This is a genomic window from Janthinobacterium sp. EB271-G4-3-2 (genome assembly GCF_020858035.1).
Classification (GTDB): domain Bacteria; phylum Pseudomonadota; class Gammaproteobacteria; order Burkholderiales; family Burkholderiaceae_D; genus Janthinobacterium; species Janthinobacterium aestuarii.
The window spans coordinates 160801-180583 of the sequence record NZ_JACYMG010000001.1; the positions used below are offsets into that span (position 1 = coordinate 160801).

General features: G+C 61.3%; 15 protein-coding genes and 2 riboswitches. Of the genes, 9 read left to right on the forward strand and 6 right to left on the reverse strand.

The features are described 5' to 3' along the window. Positions 1-103 precede the first annotated feature (103 nt). On the reverse strand, positions 104-484 hold the full coding sequence (gene gcvH, locus IGS55_RS00730; RefSeq protein WP_034752282.1) for a glycine cleavage system protein GcvH: 381 nt from the start codon (positions 482-484) through the stop codon (positions 104-106). A gap of 69 nt (positions 485-553) precedes the next feature. Next, on the reverse strand, positions 554-1675 hold the full coding sequence (gcvT, locus tag IGS55_RS00735) for a glycine cleavage system aminomethyltransferase GcvT (RefSeq protein WP_230516607.1): 1122 nt from the start codon (positions 1673-1675) through the stop codon (positions 554-556). A 74-nt stretch (positions 1676-1749) separates the two neighbouring features. Beyond that, a riboswitch (glycine riboswitch) is annotated at positions 1750-1855 on the reverse strand. Between the two features lie 27 nt (positions 1856-1882). After that, positions 1883-1969, reverse strand: a riboswitch (glycine riboswitch). 169 nt (positions 1970-2138) lie between these two features. On the opposite strand from gcvT, the gene IGS55_RS00740 reads away from it, so the two are divergent. From IGS55_RS00740 to def, 7 genes are all read left to right on the forward strand, one after another. Further along, on the forward strand, positions 2139-2711 hold the full coding sequence (locus IGS55_RS00740) for an ATP-dependent Clp protease proteolytic subunit (protein WP_230516606.1): 573 nt from the start codon (positions 2139-2141) through the stop codon (positions 2709-2711). A gap of 144 nt (positions 2712-2855) precedes the next feature. Then, positions 2856-3491: a phosphatase PAP2 family protein gene (locus IGS55_RS00745; RefSeq protein ID WP_230516605.1), complete on the forward strand. Its 636-nt coding sequence runs from the start codon at positions 2856-2858 to the stop codon at positions 3489-3491. Positions 3492-3675: 184 nt separating this feature from the next. After that, on the forward strand, positions 3676-7203 hold the full coding sequence (gene smc, locus IGS55_RS00750) for a chromosome segregation protein SMC (RefSeq protein WP_230516604.1): 3528 nt from the start codon (positions 3676-3678) through the stop codon (positions 7201-7203). Further along, complete coding sequence (locus IGS55_RS00755; protein WP_230516603.1) at positions 7200-8369, forward strand: cell division protein ZipA C-terminal FtsZ-binding domain-containing protein; 1170 nt, start codon at positions 7200-7202, stop codon at positions 8367-8369. Before smc ends, IGS55_RS00755 begins: the two co-directional genes overlap by 4 nt. Before the next feature lie 14 nt (positions 8370-8383). Beyond that, positions 8384-10750 carry an NAD-dependent DNA ligase LigA gene (ligA, locus tag IGS55_RS00760; RefSeq protein ID WP_230516602.1) on the forward strand — a complete coding sequence of 789 codons (2367 nt, stop codon included), beginning with the start codon at positions 8384-8386 and terminating at the stop codon, positions 10748-10750. 24 nt (positions 10751-10774) lie between these two features. Then, entirely contained in the window at positions 10775-11668 is an 894-nt protein-coding gene (gene galU, locus IGS55_RS00765; RefSeq protein ID WP_139092743.1) for a UTP--glucose-1-phosphate uridylyltransferase GalU, read from the forward strand. Then, positions 11665-12201, forward strand: coding sequence for a peptide deformylase (gene def, locus IGS55_RS00770; RefSeq protein WP_230516601.1), 537 nt, complete (start codon positions 11665-11667; stop codon positions 12199-12201). Before galU ends, def begins: the two co-directional genes overlap by 4 nt. Before the next feature lie 95 nt (positions 12202-12296). Here the strand turns inward: def and IGS55_RS00775 are convergent, their stop codons facing one another. From IGS55_RS00775 to map, 4 genes are all read right to left on the reverse strand, one after another. Further along, positions 12297-13061, reverse strand: a complete 765-nt coding sequence (locus IGS55_RS00775; protein ID WP_230516600.1) for a flagellar brake protein — start codon at positions 13059-13061, stop codon at positions 12297-12299. A 145-nt stretch (positions 13062-13206) separates the two neighbouring features. After that, the gene (locus IGS55_RS00780; protein ID WP_034752263.1) at positions 13207-13956 is read right to left on the reverse strand and encodes a pseudouridine synthase; all 750 of its coding nucleotides are present in this window, start codon (positions 13954-13956) and stop codon (positions 13207-13209) included. 42 nt (positions 13957-13998) lie between these two features. Next, positions 13999-16566, reverse strand: a complete 2568-nt coding sequence (locus IGS55_RS00785; RefSeq protein WP_230516599.1) for a [protein-PII] uridylyltransferase — start codon at positions 16564-16566, stop codon at positions 13999-14001. Between the two features lie 36 nt (positions 16567-16602). Further along, the gene (gene map, locus IGS55_RS00790; protein WP_230516598.1) at positions 16603-17415 is read right to left on the reverse strand and encodes a type I methionyl aminopeptidase; all 813 of its coding nucleotides are present in this window, start codon (positions 17413-17415) and stop codon (positions 16603-16605) included. Between the two features lie 399 nt (positions 17416-17814). Between map and rpsB the strand changes: the two genes are divergently transcribed. Both rpsB and tsf read left to right on the forward strand, forming a co-directional pair. After that, positions 17815-18567, forward strand: coding sequence for a 30S ribosomal protein S2 (gene rpsB, locus IGS55_RS00795; protein WP_086137733.1), 753 nt, complete (start codon positions 17815-17817; stop codon positions 18565-18567). 158 nt (positions 18568-18725) lie between these two features. Beyond that, entirely contained in the window at positions 18726-19637 is a 912-nt protein-coding gene (gene tsf / locus IGS55_RS00800) for a translation elongation factor Ts (protein WP_034752260.1), read from the forward strand. Positions 19638-19783 lie beyond the last annotated feature (146 nt).

Here is a 19783-nt window from a genome sequence, read left to right on the forward strand (position 1 = left end):
AAAGACTGAAAAACCGGGATGCGGCGCGCGGGCGCGGCGCCGGGGCATAGCTACAAAATCAAATGCAAACGGGCCGCAAACGCGGCCCGTGAGTCAAACGCGATTACGCGCTGGTGGTGGCGCCATAGGCGGCAGCATCGAGCAAGCCGTCCAGGGCCGACACGTCGGCTGGCTTGATCTTGAACAGCCAGTTGGCGTAGGCGTCGGCGTTGATCGATTCAGGCGCGTTGACCACGTCGTCGTTGACTGCCACAACTTCGCCCGACAGCGGCGCATAGATGTCGCTCGCTGCCTTGACCGATTCCACCACGGCGGCGTCGTCGCCGGCGGTGAAGGTGGCGCCGACGTCAGGCAATTCGACGAAGACGATGTCGCCCAGCGCGTCCTGCGCGTACTCGGTGATGCCGACGGTGATCGTGCCGTCGGCTTCCAGGCGTACCCATTCGTGGGAAGCGGTGTACTTCAGGTCTGCAGGAATGTTCATGTGTGGCTCCAGATGGTAAATGTTCGTTATTGATTATGGTTGTTCGGTCTTGCGGGCGGCTCTCATCGCTTACGCAGCCAGGATTTTACCGTTACGCACGAAAGGCAGCTTGACTACCGAGGCGGCCAGCTGCTTGCCGCGGATTTCCACGTGCACGGTGTCGCCTACAGCTACGCCGTTGGGCACGCGCGCGAGGGCGATTGCTTCCTGCATCGTCGGGCTGAAGGTGCCGCTGGTGATTTCGCCTGTTTGCTCGTTACCGGCGATGATGACTTTTTGATGGGCGCGCAGCACGCCGCCTTTTTCGCGCAGGATCAGACCGACGAATTGCGCGTTCTGGCCTTTGGCCAGCAGGGCGGCCTTGCCGACGAAGTCACGCTCGCTGACCAGATCGATCGTCCACGCCAGGCCCGCGTCGAGCGGGTTGACGGTTTCGTCCATGTCCTGGCCGTACAGATTCATGCCCGCTTCCAGGCGCAAGGTGTCGCGCGCACCGAGGCCGGCCGGCTTGACGCCCGCCGCTGCCAAGGCGTTCCACAGCGCTTCCACCTGGGTGGCGGCCACGCCGATTTCAAAACCGTCTTCGCCCGTGTAGCCGGTGCGCGCCAGCATGACTTCGCCAAATGGCGTGTCCTTGACGATGACGACGTTGAAGGGCTTGATGGCTTCGGACGCGGCTTGCGTTTGCGGCAGCACTTGCCACACCTTGGCGCGCGCGTTCGGGCCTTGCACGGCCACCAGGGCCATGGCGTCATTGCCGTCGCGGCGCTGCGTGATCGTCAGGCCGCTGTTGGTGCTGGTATTTTGCTGCTGCATCCAGGCCACGTCTTTTTCAGCCGTGCCCGCGTTGACGACGAGGCGGAACCAGTTTTCGTTGAAGAAGTAGACGATCAGGTCATCGATGACGGTACCTTCGGCATTCAGCATGCACGAGTACAGGGCCTTGCCCGACACTTGCAGCTTGTCGACGTTATTGGCCAGCAAGCCGCGCAGGAAGGCACGCACGTTCGGGCCCTCGATATCGACCACGCACATATGGGACACGTCGAACATGCCGGCATCGCCGCGCACGGCGTTGTGTTCTTCGATTTGCGAGCCGTAGTTGACAGGCATGTCCCAGCCGCCGAAATCGACCATGCGGGCGCCGAGGGCACGGTGGGCGTTGTTGAGTGGGGTCGCTTTGAGCGTCATGGATTCCTCGGGACGAAGGTAATAGGGGAGTTAACAAAACATAGAATAGCCAAACACGGCTTTCCAGCGTGATCACTGACCCCCCTGTCCTTTGTACCTGAGAGATTACGGGGGATTGCCCCGTGCGCCCCTTCGGTGGGCCGCCGGCAATAGCCGCGGCCGCTCTCCAGAGTTGAGCTAAAGATGTCGCCAAAGCAACAACTTCAGTCCGCCTGATCGGTCCTTTTGCCTGAGAGTTTTTGGGTAGTGCCCCTTCGGCGGCAACGCTGGGTTGCCCTCTCCCGATCAAGTGGGAGGAATATATGCCAGCGGGGTGTTTCTGTCAATCTGTAAAGACGTTGCCAAATTGCAGCAAAAGCCGCAGTTTGCGGGGCTGGGAGCGGTGCTGGCCCGTTGCAAAAGGGCGCCCGGCCGCGCGGGAATGCGCTATGATGAAATCCTGGCTTTCTTGCGGGTGCCTGCCATGAACACGACACAAAGCGAGACACAAAACAACACCGAGCAGCACGGTTACTTTACCCTCTCGGGCGATGTCAACAGTGACATGGTGCGGCGCGTCTTCAACGCCGTGGCAGACATCACGGAAGACAAGCTCACCACTGCGCACATTTTGATCCAGTCCAACGGCGGCTATGTCAGCGACGGCATCTGCCTGTACAACTTTCTCAGCAAGTTGCCGCTCGACATCATTACCTATAACGCGGGCGCCGTGGCATCCATCGCCGTCACCCTGTTCCTGGCGGGGCGGCAGCGCCACGCCAGCGACACGGCCCGCTTCATGGTGCACAAATCGCATGCGACGGCCTCGCCCGGTTCGCGTCCCGATGCGCTCAGCATCATCGTCGAGGGCTTGCGCGCCGACGACATGCGTACCGAGCGTATCCTGCGCGGCCACGTCAACCTGACGGAAGAGCAGTGGCAGGTGCATGCGTATTCCGACCTGCACCTGACGGCCGACCAGGCACTGGAAGTGGGCCTGATCGAATCGATACGCGACTTTGCGCCGCCCAAGGGCAAGCGCCTGACGAATATCTGACGCCCTGGGAGCTGGCCAGCCCGATGGTTTTGCGCGGAAATTTGTAATGGAATGTAATTCTTCGCTGCAGCACAGCAAAAGCCGCGCGGAACAGGGCAGAGTCGTGGCATAGTGCAAGCTGATCATGAAATAAGCGCATGCACGATGACTTGGTGGAACGGGATTTCTTTTGCGGCCGACATGTCCGTGATGGGGCCGGCTGGCGTGGCGATTGCCTTGTGGCTGCTGGTGTCACGCCAGTGGCGTTTGGTGCTCAGCTGGAGCTTGTGGTACGGCGGCGGCCTGGCCCTCGTGGTGTTGTCGAAGCTGGCGTTCATGAGTTGGGGCGTGGGCAGCAGCGCGCTCGATTTTACGGGTTTCAGCGGCCACGCCATGCGCGCCGGCGCCGTGTTTCCCGTGCTGATGTATGTGCTGTTGCAGCGGGCCGCGCCGCGCTGGCGCCATGCCGGCGTGCTCGTCGGCGTGGCCTTTGCCGTGCTGGTGGCCATTTCCCGCGTGGTCGTGCATGCGCACAGCGTGTCGGAAGCCGTCAGCGGTTGCGTGCTGGGCCTGGCGGTGGCGCTGGGCTTCCTGTGGAATGCCCGCAGCGCCGTCAATTTCGCCGTCAGCCATGCGCTGGCACTGGTTAGCCTGGCGCTGATGGTGGTGCTGAGCTTCAAGGCCGAACCCATGCCGACCGAGCAATGGCTGCAAAAACTGGCCATAGTGCTGTCCGGCCATGAGCGCGTTTTTTCCCGCGCGGACTGGAAACTGGCGCAGGATGGCCGTCCGGCCCGTTAAGATGGCGTCCGCTGGTGCTTGACGCTGCTGTTTTTTGGCCAGAAAAGCATCAGGAAATGGTATGATGAACCACTTTTTTTGCGGTGCATGGCCAGACAGCCGTCGCGATGCTGCATCCGAACTGAATATGAACCGGGTTCACCCATAATATAACCGCCAGCATAGGGCAGGAACTCTAAAACACGTGCGTCTCTCTTCCATCAAGTTGTCGGGATTTAAGTCTTTCGTCGATCCCACCAATTTCCAGGTGCCAGGCCAGCTCGTGGGCGTGGTCGGGCCGAACGGCTGCGGCAAGTCGAACATCATCGACGCCGTGCGCTGGGTACTGGGCGAATCGAAAGCGTCGGAATTGCGCGGCGAATCGATGCAGGACGTCATTTTCAATGGCTCCACCCACCGTAAACCAGCCGGGCGCGCTTCCGTGGAACTGGTGTTCGACAATAACGATGGCAAGGCGTCCGGCCAGTGGGGCCAGTACGCCGAGATCGCCGTCAAGCGCACCCTGACGCGCGACGGCACCTCCACCTATTACATCAATGGCCAGCCCGTGCGCCGGCGCGACATCCAGGATATCTTCCTCGGCACGGGCCTCGGTCCGCGCGCCTACGCCATCATCGGCCAGGGCATGATTTCGCGCATCATCGAATCGCGCCCCGAAGAATTGCGCGTTTTCCTCGAAGAAGCGGCCGGTGTGTCGAAATACAAGGAACGCCGCCGCGAGACGGAAAACCGTCTGCAGGACACGCGCGAGAATTTGCTGCGCGTGGAAGACATCTTGCGCGAACTCAACGCCAACCTGGAAAAGCTGGAAGCGCAGGCGGCCGTGGCCACGCGTTTCCACGCCTTGCAGGCGGACCAGGAAGAAAAGCAGAAACTGTTGTGGCTGCTGCGCAAGAACGAGGCGCAAAACGAGCAGACGCGCTATTTCCGCGAAGTGGAACAGGCGCAGACGGACCTGGAAGAGCAGACGGCCAAGCTGCGCAACGTGGAGCTGACCCTCGAGCAGATGCGCCAGGCGCACTTTGCCGTGGGCGACCGCCTGCATACGGCGCAAGGCCATCTGTACCAGACGAATGCGGAAATCGGCAGCCTGGAAGCGCAGATCAAGTTCGTCATCGAATCGCGCGCGCGCCTGCAGGCGCAGCTGGCGACCCTGACGGCCCAGCGCGACCAGTGGAACAGCCAAGGCGGCGAATACCAGGAACAGATCGAAGAGGCGGAATTCCACCTCGAAGAGCTGGCCGCGAAGGTCGAGCAATCGCAAATGATGGCAGAGCAGAAGGGCGAGCAATTGCCCGAACTGGACGCCGCCTGGCGCGCCGCGCAAAACAAGAGCACGGAATCGCGCGCGCGGATCATGCAGGCCCAGCAGCAGCTGGAACTGGAATCGGCGCATCAGCGCAACGCCTCGAACATCCTGGCCAGCCTGTTGACGCGCCGCGAGCGCCTGCAGCAGGAAAAGAACAGCCTGAGTTTGCCCGACAGCAGCCATCTGGAAAACCTGAAACTGCAGCTGGAAGAAAAGCAGCAAACCCTGGAAGAGCAGGGTTTCTACCTGGAAGAAGCGCTGGAGCAGCAGCCGAAGCTGGAGCAGGAACGGGCCGAAGCCCAGGCGCAGGTGAATGCCGAAACGGCTGCCAACGCCCAGCTGGAAGCGCGTCTTTCCGCCTTGAAACAATTGCAGGAACGGGTGCAAACCCAGGGCAAGGTCCAGCCATGGCTGAAAAAGCACGAGCTCGACACCTTGCCGCGCCTGTGGCAAAAGCTGCAGATCGAAGCGGGCTGGGAAGCGGCCATGGAATCGATCTTGCGCGAGCGCACGTCGGCTCTGCAACTGTCGAACATCGACTGGGCCAAGGCTTTCTTTGCCGATGCGCCACCGGCCAAGCTGGCCCTGTACGCGCCATCGACCGTGGCGCCGCTGCCCTTGCCGGAAGTGCCGGGCCTGAAGCCTTTCCTGAACTTGCTCAAACTGAACGATCCGGGCTTGCGCGGCTTGCTGCAGGATTGGCTGTACAACGCCTACGCCGTGGAAGACGCGGCTGAAGCGCTGGCCGAACGGAGCAAGTTGCCGCCGGGCGGCTATTTCGTCACGCGCGCCGGTCACGTCGTCACGGCCACCAGCGTACGCTTCTATGCGGCCGATTCGGAGCAGGAAGGCATGCTGGGCCGCCAGCAGGAAATCGAGAATATCGGCAAACAGTTGCGCGCGCAGCAATTGCTGGCCGAAGAGGCGCGCGCCCGTTCCGTGCGGGCCGACGCGGCCGTCGCCACCTTGACGCGCAACCTGTCCGACTTGCGCCTGCGCATACAGCAGCTCACTTCCTCCGTGCACACTTTGCAGCTCGACGTGGTCAAATTGTCGGAAGTGGAAGCGCGCTTCAATCAGCGCAGCACGCAGATCGGCGCGGATCTGGCCGAAATCGCCGCACAGGAAGCGGAGCAGCAGCAGATCAAGGCCGAGTCGGAAGAGAAATTCGAACAGCTGGACATGGAACTGGGCAACTTGCAGGAAGCGCACGAAGACGGCCACACGGACTTCCTGCAAAAGGAACAGCGCCTGGCCGAGGCGCGCGAAGCCTTGCGCGACCTGGAGCGGGCCGCCAAGGATACGGAATACGCGGAAAAAGCCCACCGCGCGAAGATCGAGGAGTTGCGCCGCAATATCGCCACGGCCAGTACGCAGGCCCAGCAAGTGACGGCCAGCCTGCAGGCGGGCGAACTGGAGCTGGCCAACCTGGAAAGCGGCGCGGCCGCCGACGGCTTGCAGGATCTGCTCGAGCGCCGCACCACGCAGGAGCGGGCGCTGGCCGATGCGCGCCACGAACTCGATCAGATTACGCAGCAGCTGCGCCTGTCCGAAGATGCGCGCACGCAATCGGAACGCAGCTTGCAGCCGCAGCGCGACAAGATCATGGAAATGCAGCTCAAGGAACAGGCCGCGCGCCTGAACCAGGAACAATTCGCCCAGCAACTGCTGGAATCGGGCGCCGATGAAGCGGCCCTGACGGAAAAGCTGCATCCGGACATGCGCCCGTCGTATCTGCAGGGCGAAGTCACGCGCTTGACCAACGCCATCACGGCCCTGGGCGCCGTCAACCTGGCCGCGCTGGACGAACTGGCGCAGGCATCCGAGCGCAAGAATTTCCTCGACGCCCAGAATGCCGACCTGACGGAAGCGATCAACACCCTGGAAGACGCGATCCACAAGATCGACAAGGAAACGCGCGACTTGCTGCAAGACACGTTCGACAAGGTCAACCATCACTTTTCAGAGCTGTTCCCGATTCTGTTCGGTGGCGGCCAGGCCAGGCTGACCATGACGGGCGACGAGATTCTCGATTCCGGTGTACAAGTCATGGCGCAGCCTCCCGGCAAGAAAAATGCCACCATCCACCTGTTGTCAGGTGGAGAGAAGGCGCTGACCGCGACCGCATTGGTGTTCTCCATGTTCCGCCTGAATCCGGCGCCGTTCTGCCTGCTCGACGAAGTCGATGCACCGCTGGACGATTCGAACACGGAACGCTTCTGCCGCATGGTCAAGCGCATGTCCGACCAGACCCAATTCCTTTTCATTTCGCATAACAAGATTGCGATGGAAATGGCCCATCAATTGATCGGTGTGACGATGCAGGAGCAGGGCGTATCGCGCATCGTGGCGGTGGACATGGAGTCCGCCGCAAATTTTGCAACCGAGGCACAAGCAGCATGACAGACCTTCAAATTACCTTGTTCGGCGCCGGCGGCGTCTTTATCGTCGGCGTTTTCTCGTACAACAAATGGCAGGAATACAAGGCCAAGAAAAGCGTGGAACGGGCCTTTTCCACCGATCACGACGACGTGCTGATGCGCGAAGGCGATGCGCCCGCAGTGGAAGCCCAGGAGCCCGTGCTGCGCCAGGAACCGCGCTTTGACGCCGCGCCCGTCGCCAAGGCCGAACCGTCGTTCGGCGCGCCGCCGGCTAGCGCCGTGCCCGACGCCCCCGTGCATGCGGAACCGTCATTGGGTGGTGCCGGCATGGAAGCGCCTCCCGCCGCCCCTGCCGCGCCGGCGCGGCAGGAAGTCAGCGCCGCCAGCGAACAGGCGACCAGCCTGGTCGATCCGCTCATCGATTGCCTGCTGCCTTTGTCTTTGGAAGCGCCCGTGCGCGGCGACAAGATCCTGCCCGTGCTGCAAACCCTGCGCCTGGTGGGCAACAAGCCCGTGCACTTCATTGGTTTGCACGTGAATGGCGACTGGGAACCGATCACGCATGGCGGTGTCTATACCAAGATGCAGGGCGGCGTGCAGCTGGCCAGCCGCAGCACGGCCTTGAATGAACTCGAATACTCGGAACTGGTCACGCGCCTGCGCGGTGTGGCGGACGAAATCGGCGCCGAGCCGGAAGTGCCCGACATGATGGAAGTGATGGCCGAAGCGCGCAATCTGCACCGTTTCGTTGCCGGCCACGACGCCCAGCTGGGCGTGAACCTGCACACGAATGGCGCGCCATGGGCCATTTCCACCTTGCTGTTCGCGCTGGAAAAACAGGGCTTTGACGTGCGTCCGGACGGCCGCTTCGTCATGCCGGACGGCGAAGGCGGTTATCTGTTCTCGCTGTCGACGAATGTCACCCTGGCCGAGGAAACGACGCCGCGCCTGACCCTGCTGCTGGACGTGCCCTGCGTGGCGCCCGCGCGCGACGGCTTCGGCGCCATGGTCGCTTGCGCCAAGGCATTGGTGGGCCGCCTGGACGCCACCATCGTCGACGATTACAACCAGGCCCTGTCCGATGCGGCGCTGGCCGAGATCGCCGGCCAGGTGCAAGAGTTTTACCAGGAAATGGACGCGGCCGACATTCCGGCCGGTTCCACCCGCGCCCTGCGTTTATTTAGCTGAAGAATCCCGCAACAATGACTGATCCGATCAACCAGGACGCCGCCGCACGGAGTGCCGCCCAACGCGTCCTGGCACTCACGGCCGAACTCAATCGGCATCTGCACGCCTACCACGTGCTCGACAATCCCACCATCCCCGACGCCGAGTATGACAAGCTGTTTGTCGAACTGCAGGTGCTGGAAGCGACCCATCCCGACTTGCGCACGCCCGACTCGCCTACCTTGCGCGTGGGCGCGGCACCGTTGCCGCAATTCGAGCAAGTCACGCACACGGTGCCGATGTTGTCGTTGAATAATGGTTTCTCCGATGACGATATCGTCAATTTCGACCGCCGCGTGCGCGAAGGCCTGGGCCTCGATGGACAGGACGTCGCGTATGCGGCCGAAGTGAAATTCGATGGCCTGGCCATTAACTTGCGCTATGAACATGGCCTGTTCGTGCAGGCGGCCACGCGCGGCGACGGCGCCACGGGCGAAGACGTGACGGCGAATATCCGCACCATTTCCGGCATCCCTTTGCGCCTGCACGGAGACAAGATTCCGGCCGTGCTCGACGTGCGCGGCGAAGTGATGATGTTCAAGGGCGATTTTGCCCGCCTGAATGAACGCCAGCGCGAAGCGGGGCAGAAGGAATTCGCCAACCCGCGCAATGCGGCGGCCGGCAGCCTGCGCCAGCTCGATTCGCGCATCACGGCGCAGCGCAAGCTGCGTTTCTATGCGTATGGCATCGGCGCCCTCGATGGCGCCCCCATGCCGGCCTCGCATTCGGCCTTGCTGGACTGGTACGAGACCCTGGGCGTCCCCGTGTCAAAAGAGCGCAAGGTGGTGCAGGGCGCGCAGGGCTTGCTTGCCTACTACGCCGATATCGGCGCGCGCCGTCCCGCCTTGCCCTACGAAATCGACGGCGTCGTCTACAAGGTGAATGCGACGGAAGACCAGCTGGAGCTGGGCTTTGTCTCGCGTGCGCCCCGTTTTGCGCTGGCGCACAAGTTTCCCGCCGAAGAGGCGCTGACGCAAGTGCTGGGCATCGATATCCAGGTGGGCCGCACGGGCGCCATGACGCCCGTGGCGCGCCTGGCGCCCGTCTCCGTGGGCGGCGTGACGGTGACCAACGCCACCTTGCACAATGAAGACGAAGTGCTGCGCAAGGATGTGCGCGTGGGCGATACCGTCGTCGTGCGCCGCGCCGGCGACGTGATTCCCGAAGTGCTGAGCGTGGTGCTGGAAAAACGCCCGGAACCTGCGCCGCTGCCGTTCAAGATGCTCGAAGCGTGCCCCGTCTGCGGCTCGCACGTGGTGCGCGAAGAGGGCGAGGCGATCGCCCGCTGCTCGGGCGGCCTGTTCTGCTCGGCGCAGCGCAAGGAAGCGTTCCGTCATTTCGCGGGCCGCCGCATGATGGATATCGAAGGCCTGGGGGAACGTTATATCGATACCCTGGTCGAACTCGAATACGTGCATGGCTTGGCTGACCTGTACAGCCTGACGCTCGACAAATTGCTGGAAATGAAGCTGCGTGCGGACGAGCGCGACGGTTCGACGCCAGAGACTGTGCAACAAGGCAAGATTCCCACGAAATGGGCGGAAAACCTGCTGGCCGGCATCGAGGCGAGCAAGCGCCCGCCGCTCGAACGTTTCCTGTTCGCGCTGGGCATCCGTCACGTGGGCGAATCGACGGCGAAGACCCTGGCCGAGTGGTTGGGCAGCCTGGCCTATGTGCGGAAGGCGCCGGCGGCCTTGCTGCGCGTGCTGCCCGATATCGGCGGCACGGTGGCGGAATCGATTGCCGATTTCTTTGCCGAAGAAAAAAACCAGCAGGCGTTGCAGGCATTGCTGGACGCTGGCGTCACGCCGCAGGGCGAACACGCGCCCAGCGCCAAGCTGCGCACGCAGCTTGAGGAAACCAAATTGCTGGCGGCCATCGGCATCCCGAAACTGACTGAGCCGCGCAGCAAGCAATTGGTGGAGCGGGGCGTGACCCTGGCCAGCCTGGCCGCGCAGGGCGCCAGCTTCCACGCGGGCTTGCCCGCCGCCGTGGCCGAAGCGCTGGCGCAATGGCTGGCCGATGAGAGCAATGTCAAGCTGCTTGGTCAACTGGACGCGCTACGAAATGAATTACTGTCACAATTGCCTGAAATGCCAGCCGCTGGCGGCAAACTGGACGGCAAGACCTTTGTTTTGACGGGCACTTTGCCCAACATGAGCCGCGACGAGGCTGCGGAGTTGATCGAGGCGGCCGGTGGCAAGGTCAGCGGTTCCGTGTCGAAGAAAACCGCTTGCGTCGTGGCTGGTTCGGACGCTGGCAGCAAGCTGGTCAAGGCCCAGGAACTGGGCGTGGCCATACTCGACGAAGCGGGTTTGCTGGCCCTGCTGGCGCAAGACTAATCATTCAAAATATTGCAGAGGCCCATGAAAAAAATCAGAAAAGCAGTCTTTCCCGTCGCCGGCCTGGGCAGCCGTTTCTTGCCCGCGACCAAGGCGCAACCGAAGGAAATGTTACCCATCGTTGACAAGCCGTTGATCCAGTACGCGGTGGAAGAAGCCGTGGCGGCGGGCGTCACGGAAATGATCTTTATCACGGGCCGCAACAAGCGCGCCATCGAAGACCATTTCGATACGGCCTATGAGCTCGAGTCGGAACTCGAAGCGGCCGGCAAGCGCCAGTTGCTCGAGATGGTGCAAAACGTCATTCCCAAGCACATCAATTGCATTTACATTCGCCAGTCGGCACCGCTGGGCCTGGGGCATGCCGTGCTGTGCGCCCGTCCCGTGATTGGCGACGAGCCGTTTGCCGTCTTGCTGGCCGACGATTTCATGGATGTGGAAGAGGGTGTGCGCCCCGTGCTGGCGCAGATGGCCGATGTCTTCCAGTACGAAAATTGCTCGCTGCTGGCGGTGCAGGATGTGCCGCGCGCGGAAACCAGGCAATACGGTATTGTCAGCGCGCAACATTATCAGCCGGACCTGGAGCTGGTTTCGGGTATCGTGGAAAAGCCCGTGCCGGAAGAGGCGCCGTCGACCTTGGCCGTGGTGGGCCGCTATGTGCTGACCAGCCGCATTTTCGAGCACCTGGAAAACATCGGTACGGGCGCCGGCGGCGAAATCCAGCTGACGGACGGTATCGCCGCCCTGATGCGCGAAGAGCGCGTGCTGGCTTACCGTTACAAGGGGCAGCGTTATGATTGCGGCTCCAAGCTTGGCTATCTGAAGGCAACGACGGCGATGGGCATGAAACATCCGGAAACGGGCGCGGCCTTCCGCGCTTACCTGCAAGAACTGCAATCGGCACTGGAAGCAAAATGACCGTACGTGAAATCCTCAAGATGGGCGATCCGCGTTTGTTGCGGATGGCCGAACCCGTGCGCGAATTCGATACGCCCGAATTGCATGCCCTGATCGCCGACATGTTCGACACCATGCATGCGGCCAATGGCGCGGGTCTGGCGGCGCCGCAGATCGGCGTCAACCTGCAGCTGGTGATCTACGGCTTCAAGCAGAATCTGCGCTATCCGGACGCGCCGCAAGTGCCGGAAACCGTGCTGATCAACCCGGTGCTGACGCCTTTGTCGGAACGCAAGGAAGAGGGGGTTGAAGGCTGCCTGTCGGTGCCGGGCCTGCGCGGCAGCGTGCCGCGCTGGAGCGAGCTGCACTATGAAGGCGTCGACCAGTTCGGCCAGCCCATCAGCCGCGACTGCGACGGTTTCCATGCGCGCGTGGTGCAGCATGAAGTGGACCACCTGCACGGCATTCTGTATCCGATGCGCATCGTCGACTTCACGCAGTTCGGCTATACCGAGGTCATGTTCCCCGACCTGGATCCGAACGACGACGATTAATTGCCGCTTAACCTGGACGTCCGGGGTCAGACCCCCGGATGCGTTAGCGCAAAGCTATGTGTTGGCGGTGTTGAGGGTCTGACCCCAGTACTAAACTAGCGCACCTTGCGGTTGCTGCCCAGGTTATCGAGCAAGTTCTTCAACTCATCCTGCATGGCATCCGTCAGGTTCAGGAAGCGGCAGCCGATCTGCACCTGCTCGCCCAGCAGGAAGGAGCGGAAGGTGCGCGACAGGCGGATTTCCAGGTCGGCGATCATGACCTTGTTTGGCCCCAGTTCCAGGCGCACGCGCGACAGCTTGCGGCCCACGTATAGCCCGACCGTGTCGCGCGGGTGGGCGCGCATGCCGATGCCGCCGGCCGAGAAATCATACAGCTGCAATTCATATGGCCGCCCCTCAAGCACGAAGGCGGCCAGATAGTACACGCCCAGCGGTGTTTCCAGGCGTGTCGATTCACGCCGTTCCAGTACCAGGCAATGGCTGGGGAAGTTCGTCAGGTAGATGTTGGGGCGGTCGGGATACGCTTGCCATTCGCCATTGATGGTAAATTGCAGCTTGGCGCTTTGCACCCACGACACGAACGTGGCGCCACCAGGCGGCAGGGTCGCGCCTTCATTGAGTTCCAGCACGAACTGCGGCAGGTCATCGTCGACGGACAGGATGCGCCCCAGGATGACGTCTTCGCCGCCCGTCGGGTAGATGGAAATGGCGTCGCCGTTGTCAGCCAGGCTGCACAGGGTTTCGCCGATATCCCACGGATCGCTCATATGGTGCGGCTTGGTGCCGGGGGCCATCGGTTCGGCCACGTCAGCCAGACTGGGCGCGCCCTTGCGCAGGGGATTGGGGATGGGATCGTTCACGACAGCGTATCTCTTTTGTTCTGATGGGGAATAGTGTATAGGTTTAAGGCAATATTTACTAAGTAAATCACAATAATTGATTTTATATCACTATATTCCTGTTGCTTATGTGTCCTGGCGTGGCATGCCACCTGGACGCCGCCGCTTAAAATTGTTCGTCCGCACTCAAGTAACGCCATTGGCCCGTCGGCAAGTCACCGAGTTTGACCTTGCCTATGCGTACGCGTTTCAATCCCAGCACTTTCAGCCCCACGGCTTCGCACATGCGGCGGATCTGGCGTTTCTTGCCTTCACGCAGGGTAAAGCTCAGCTGGTCCTCGTTTTGCCAGCGCACTTTGGCCGGCAGCAGCGGTTTGCCATCGAGCCACAGGCCGTGGTTGAGCTTTTTCAGCTCGCTGTCGGGCAGGGTGCCGCCCTTGGTGTAGCTCACGCGCACCAGGTATTCCTTGTCGATATCGGTATCGTGGCCGATCAACTGCTTGGCCACGCGGCCATCCTGCGTCAAGACCAGCAAGCCGACGGAATCGATGTCCAGGCGGCCGGCGGCCACCAGGCTGCGCAGCTGGGTCGGATGGAACTGTTCCGGACTGCGGTCTTCGGCCCAGCGGTTTTCCGCCTTGATCAGGGCCACGGCGGGCGTGTAGCCGTCTTCGGCCTGGCCGCTGACGTAGCCGACCGGTTTGTTGATCAGCACGGTGACCCGCTTCGATTGCTCGGCCGCCGCCTGGCGTTCCACGGTGACTCTCTGGCTTGGGTAGACCTTGCTGCCCAGCTCGGACACCACCTTGCCATCCACGCGGACCCAGCCGCGGGCGATCCATTCATCGGCTTCGCGGCGCGAGCACAGGCCCAGTTCCGACATGCGTTTGGACAAGCGTAATAATTCTTCGGTCATGTTGTTTCAGTTTCAGTAAGGGTAGGCGCTGCGCGGAAGGCATTACACCTTCAGCGCATCGAGTAAGTCGGTTTCCAGCAATATCTGGTTGCGGGCATTGTTGAGCGCGGGGCCGTCGACGAGGAAGACGTCTTCGACCCGCTCGCCCAGGGTCATGATTTTGGCCGTGTGCAGGTTGATGCGGTACTTGGTCAGCACGTTGGCGATCGCATACAGCAGGCCCGTGCGGTCGTTGGCCGCCACCGACAGCAAATAGTATTGGCCCTTTTCATCGGGACGCAAATCCACGGTCGGCTGGAAGGGGAAGGTGCGCGACAGGCGCGACAGCCGTCCCTTGCCTGGCGGTGGCAGCGGCGTTTGCGACTGCAGCAGCTCGCCCAGCTCATGCTCGATCAGGCTGATGATGTCGCGGTAGCTCTTGGCAAAATTCTGCTCGGTGACAAGGAAGGTGTCGAGCGCATAGCCGTTTTTCGTCGTGTGGATTTTCGCGTCGAGGATGCTGAAATTCTTGCGGTCGAAATAGCTGCAGATGCGCGCGAACAGGTCGGGCTGGTCGGGAATGTACACGGCCACCTGCAAGCCTTCGCCGATGGGCGCCAGCCGGCATTTTACCACCGGCAACTTGCTGTCGAGCTTGTCATACAGCGAGCGCGTCTGCCAGGCGATGTCGGACGCGTCGTGGCGCAGGAAATATGCCACGTCCAGCTGCTGCCACAGTTTCAGGTGGGCATCCGGCGGCAAGCCGTACAGGCGCAGGGTGGCCAGCGCTTCCTGCTGGCGATTTTTCAGCTCGCGGTCGGCCGTGTGCGGCTCGCCACCGAGCACGCGCAGGGTGATCTTGTACAGGTCTTCCAGCAACTTGCCCTTCCAGGCATTCCACACTTTCGGGCTGGTGCCGCGGATGTCGGCCACCGTCAGCAGATACAAACCCGTCAGGTGGCGCTCGTCCTTGACCACTTTCGCAAAGGCGGCAATGACGTCGGGATCGGACAAGTCCTGCTTTTGCGCCACTTGCGACATGGTCAGGTGATTTTCCACAAGGAATGCCACGAGTTCCGTGTCTTCTTGCGACAGGCCATGGTCCTGGCAGAACTGGGTGGCGTCGGCCACGCCCAGCTTCGAGTGGTCGCCGCCGCGGCCCTTGGCGATGTCGTGGAACAGGGCCGCCACGTACAGCAGCCACGACTGCGAGAAGTCGGCCATCAGCTGGCTGCAGAACGGATATTCGTGTGCGTGTTCGCTCATGGTGAAGCGGCGCATATTGCGCACCACCATCAGAATGTGCTGGTCGACCGTGTACACGTGGAACAGGTCGTGCTGCATCTGGCCCACGATGCGGCGGAAATTCGGCAGGTAGCGCCCCAGGATGCTCATCTCGTTCATGCGCCGCAGCGCGTGGATGATGCCGACAGGCGCCTGCATGATGCGCAGGAAGAGGGCGCGGTTGACGGGGTCCTGGCGGAAGGCGGCATCGATCTTGAAGCGCGCATGCCACAGGGCCCGCGTGGCGCGCGACGTCATGCCCTTCAGGGCCGGGCGCTCCGTCATCAGGACAAAAATTTCCAGCATGGCCGACGGATATTGTTCGAACGTGTCGTCGGCGCTGATGTCGATCAGGCTGTTGACTTCATTGAAGCGCTCGTTGATGGGCACGGCCACGTCGTCTTGCGGAAACAGCCGTGCCTCGATGTTTTGCAGCAAAATCGTGTTGAGCTGGGTCACCGTCTTGGCGGCCCAGTAGTAGCGCTGCATGAGGAATTCGCTGGCGCGGCGCATGTGCGGCCCGCTGCCCGTCGCTTGCAGGCCCAGCGATTCGGCGATCGCCGTCTGCACGTCGAACACGAGGCGGTCTTCGCGCCGTCCCGCGTGCAGGTGCAGGCGCACGCGGATATCCTTGAAGGCGCGCTCCTTTTCCATCAGCTGGCGCGCTTCCGTCAGGGTGATCAGGCCGCTCGTGGCCAGGGTGCGCCACGAGTTCGCCAGGCCGGCCGCCTTGGCCACCCACAGGATGACCTGCAAGTCGCGCAAGCCGCCCGGGCTTTCCTTGCAATTCGGTTCCAGGCTGAAGGCCGTGTCTTCGTACTTGGCATGGCGCTGGCGCATCTCCGCCGTTTTTGCCTGGAAGAAGGCTTGCGGGTCCATGGCCGCGTCATAGCGTTGCTGCAATTGCGCGAACAGGTCCGCGTTGCCGCACACGAGGCGCGCTTCGAGCAAGCTCGTTTGCACGGTGATGTCGGCCTTCGATTCGACCAGGCATTCATCGACCGTTCGGATGCTGTGGCCGATTTCCAGGCCCAGGTCCCACAGCAGTTGCACCAGTTCCTCGAGCTTTTCCTGCGTGGCCGCATCGGGCGTCTGTTGCAGCAGGATCAGCAGGTCGACGTCGGAATACGGAAACAGTTCGCCCCGGCCATAGCCGCCCACGCCCACCAGGGCCGTGCCGGGCGGCAAACCCGCTTCCTGCCAGGCACGCGCCAGCACGCCATCGACGCTGTGGCGCAGGCTGCGCAGCAGTTTTTCAGGCTTGCCGTCGGCCTGGAAGGCCGCAATGACGACCTGGCGGTCGGCTTTCAGTTGCTGTTTCAGCTGTTCCCGAACTTGCTTTTTCATCTGGGCCCTGGGGTGGCGGTGCGTGGGATGGAAGGATCAAGCTTTGTTCAGGATAAAGGCGGGCGGTGGCGGCATGCCGGGCGAAATGGTCAGCACTTCATAGCCCGTTTCCGTTACCAGCACCGTGTGTTCCCATTGCGCCGACAGGCTGCGGTCCTTGGTTTTGATGGTCCAGCCATCGTTCATTTCGCGGATTTCGCGGCGGCCCGAGTTGATCATCGGTTCGACGGTGAAAATCATGCCCGCTTCCAGACGCTCCAGGGTGCCTGGTTTGCCGTAGTGCAAGACCTGCGGTTCTTCATGGAAGACCTTGCCGATGCCGTGGCCGCAGAATTCGCGCACCACGCTGTAGCCGGCTTTCTCGGCGTGCTGCTGGATGGCGTGGCCGATATCGCCGAGGTGGGCGCCCGGCTTGATCTGGTCGATCCCCAGCCACATGCACTCATAGGTGATTTCCGACAGGCGCTTGGCCAGGATGGTCGGCGTGCCGACGAGGAACATGCGGCTGTTGTCGCCATGGTAGCCATCCTTGATGACGGTGATGTCGAGGTTGACGGAGTCGCCGCTTTTCAGGACCTTGTCGCCGGGAATGCCATGGCAGATGACGTCGTTGACGGAGGTGCAGATGGCTTTCGGATAGGGCGTATAGCCGGGGGGGCAATAGTTCAGCGGGGCAGGGATGGTGCCTTGCACGTTGACCATGTATTCATGGCACAGGCGGTCCAATTCGCCCGTCGTGACGCCGACCTTGACGAAGGGGGTGATGTAGTCGAGTACTTCGGCGCCGAGCTTGCCGGCAACGCGCATGCCTTCGATGTCGGCGGCGGTATTGATACGGATGGTGGACATGGTGTAATTCGCAATCTGCAAGAATTCAGGTGAAAAGCACAGACGATTCCTGCTGTATGGGAAAAGTCTGCAAATATGTCGAAATTATAAACGAGGCGCCCTCAATCCGCCGCCTCCTTCCTATGGCCGGAAGGGGATTTGTGGGGAGAAAGCGGATGAAAAGGCGGTGCGGCCACGCCTTGCACCATTGTGGTGCGGCGGGTGTTTCCGCAGGGCGCGCGATTTGCGGCGCGGACTTGATGCGGCAGGCATTTCAGTGTAGAATCCCGGGTTGCTTGAATTCTCTTTTAAGCAATGCAGTAAAACAGTGTCTTTAATTTATATAAACACGCGAATCCGGTCGACAAGGGTGCCTGTATGGTGACTGATCGGATTCCAGACCCAACCCTGGAGTTAATAATGTCCGTAACAATGCGCGAAATGCTGGAAGCCGGTGTCCACTTTGGTCACCAAACCCGTTTTTGGAATCCAAAAATGGCACCGTTCATCTTCGGCCATCGCAACAAGATCCACATCATCAACTTGGAAAAAACCATGGCGATGTACCAGGACGCAATGAAGCACGTGCGTCAACTGGCTGCAAACCGTGGCACCATCCTGATGGTTGGCACCAAGCGTCAAGCGCGCGAAATCATCGCTGCTGAAGCACAACGCGCTGGCGTGCCTTTCGTTGATCAACGTTGGTTGGGCGGCATGCTGACCAACTTCAAAACGATCAAAACCTCGATCAAGCGTCTGAAAGACATGGAAGTGATGATCGAAGACGGTTCGATCGAGAAGCTGTCGAAAAAAGAAGCGCTGATGTTCTCCCGCGAAATGATCAAGCTGCAAAAATCGATCGGCGGCATCAAGGACATGGGCGGCGTTCCTGACGCAATCTTCGTCGTCGACGTCGGCTACCACAAAGGTGCGATCACCGAAGCGGCTAAACTGGGTATCCCGGTCATCGGCGTTGTCGATACCAACCACTCCCCGGAAGGCGTGAACTTCGTGATCCCAGGTAACGATGACTCCTCGAAAGCCATCATGTTGTACGCTCGCGGTGTTGCCGATGCAATCATCGAAGGCCGTGCAGCTGCCGGTAACGAAGTTGTTGAAATGGTTAAAGCAGCCGCTGGCGACGAATTCGTCGAAGTTAACGAACAGGCTTAATGGCCAGGCTATCGCAGGATAGCCGTTTGTAAGCACAGCAGTAAGGGAAAAGGGGTGGCAGCAGCTCCCCCTTTTTTTTAACAAAAAAACGATAGTGACCGCTGGCGAGGCATGCATGCCCGGCCGCGACTATCGACTCACCGAATCAGGAGAAACACATGGCAGCGATTACAGCAGCGATGGTAGGCGAATTGCGCGGCAAAACCGACGCACCAATGATGGAATGCAAAAAAGCACTGACCGAAGCCGAAGGCGACATGGCGCGTGCGGAAGAGATCCTGCGCGTCAAACTGGGCGGCAAGGCATCGAAAGCATCGGCACGCATCACCGCTGAAGGCGTCGTGGCAACCTACATCGCCAATGGCGTAGGCGCCCTGGTCGAAGTGAACTCGGAAACCGACTTCGTTGCGAAAAACGACGATTTCCTGGCACTGGCCAACAACGCTGCCCGTCTGGTAGCGGAACACAACCCGGCTGACGTAGCTGCCCTGCTGGCCCTGCCACTCGACGGCAAGACCCTGGAAGACGTGCGCGCTGCCCTGATCGGCAAAATCGGCGAAAACATGACCATCCGCCGCTTCCAGCGTTTCGAAACCAGCGCCAAGCTGGCTTCGTACCTGCACGGTTCGCGCATTGGCGTGATCGTCGAATTCGACGGCGCCGATGAGCAAGTGGGCAAAGACGTGGCCATGCACATCGCTGCCATGAAGCCAGTGTCGCTGTCGTCGAACGAAGTGCCAGCGGAACTGATCGAAAAAGAGCGTTCGGTTGCACAACTGAAAGCCGAAGAAGACGCAGCCAAAGCGGCCGCCGAAGGCAAGCCAGCGCAATCGCCGGAAATCCTGGCCAAGCGCCTGGAAGGTTCCGTACAGAAGTTCCTGAAAGAAGTTTCCCTGCTGAACCAAGCTTTCGTGAAAAACGACAAGCTGTCGGTTGAGCAAATGCTGAAGGCGGCTAACACCAGCGTCAAAGGTTTCGCCATGTACGTAGTGGGCGAGGGCATCGAGAAGAAGCAAGACGACTTCGCAGCAGAAGTCGCAGCACAGATGGCTGCCTCCCAGGGAGCGTAAGTAAAGCGGGCCGAGAGGCCCGTTTTTTTGGCCCGCCCGCACCTGTCGTGCCGGGCGGCGGCATGGGCAGCTTCCTCCCGCCTATCCGGCGCTGCAAGGCGCTGCGCCATGTCATACTCGAATAACCTCATTTATGGAGCCCCAGC

Coding starts and splice junctions, on each gene's coding strand:
- gcvH (WP_034752282.1), bottom strand. CDS start 484: ATGAACATTCCTGCAGACCTGAAGTACACCGCTTCCCACGAATGGGTA.
- gcvT (WP_230516607.1), bottom strand. CDS start 1,675: ATGACGCTCAAAGCGACCCCACTCAACAACGCCCACCGTGCCCTCGGC.
- IGS55_RS00740 (WP_230516606.1), top strand. CDS start 2,139: ATGAACACGACACAAAGCGAGACACAAAACAACACCGAGCAGCACGGT.
- IGS55_RS00745 (WP_230516605.1), top strand. CDS start 2,856: ATGACTTGGTGGAACGGGATTTCTTTTGCGGCCGACATGTCCGTGATG.
- IGS55_RS00755 (WP_230516603.1), top strand. CDS start 7,200: ATGACAGACCTTCAAATTACCTTGTTCGGCGCCGGCGGCGTCTTTATC.
- ligA (WP_230516602.1), top strand. CDS start 8,384: ATGACTGATCCGATCAACCAGGACGCCGCCGCACGGAGTGCCGCCCAA.
- galU (WP_139092743.1), top strand. CDS start 10,775: ATGAAAAAAATCAGAAAAGCAGTCTTTCCCGTCGCCGGCCTGGGCAGC.
- def (WP_230516601.1), top strand. CDS start 11,665: ATGACCGTACGTGAAATCCTCAAGATGGGCGATCCGCGTTTGTTGCGG.
- IGS55_RS00780 (WP_034752263.1), bottom strand. CDS start 13,956: ATGACCGAAGAATTATTACGCTTGTCCAAACGCATGTCGGAACTGGGC.
- IGS55_RS00785 (WP_230516599.1), bottom strand. CDS start 16,566: ATGAAAAAGCAAGTTCGGGAACAGCTGAAACAGCAACTGAAAGCCGAC.
- map (WP_230516598.1), bottom strand. CDS start 17,415: ATGTCCACCATCCGTATCAATACCGCCGCCGACATCGAAGGCATGCGC.
- rpsB (WP_086137733.1), top strand. CDS start 17,815: ATGTCCGTAACAATGCGCGAAATGCTGGAAGCCGGTGTCCACTTTGGT.
- tsf (WP_034752260.1), top strand. CDS start 18,726: ATGGCAGCGATTACAGCAGCGATGGTAGGCGAATTGCGCGGCAAAACC.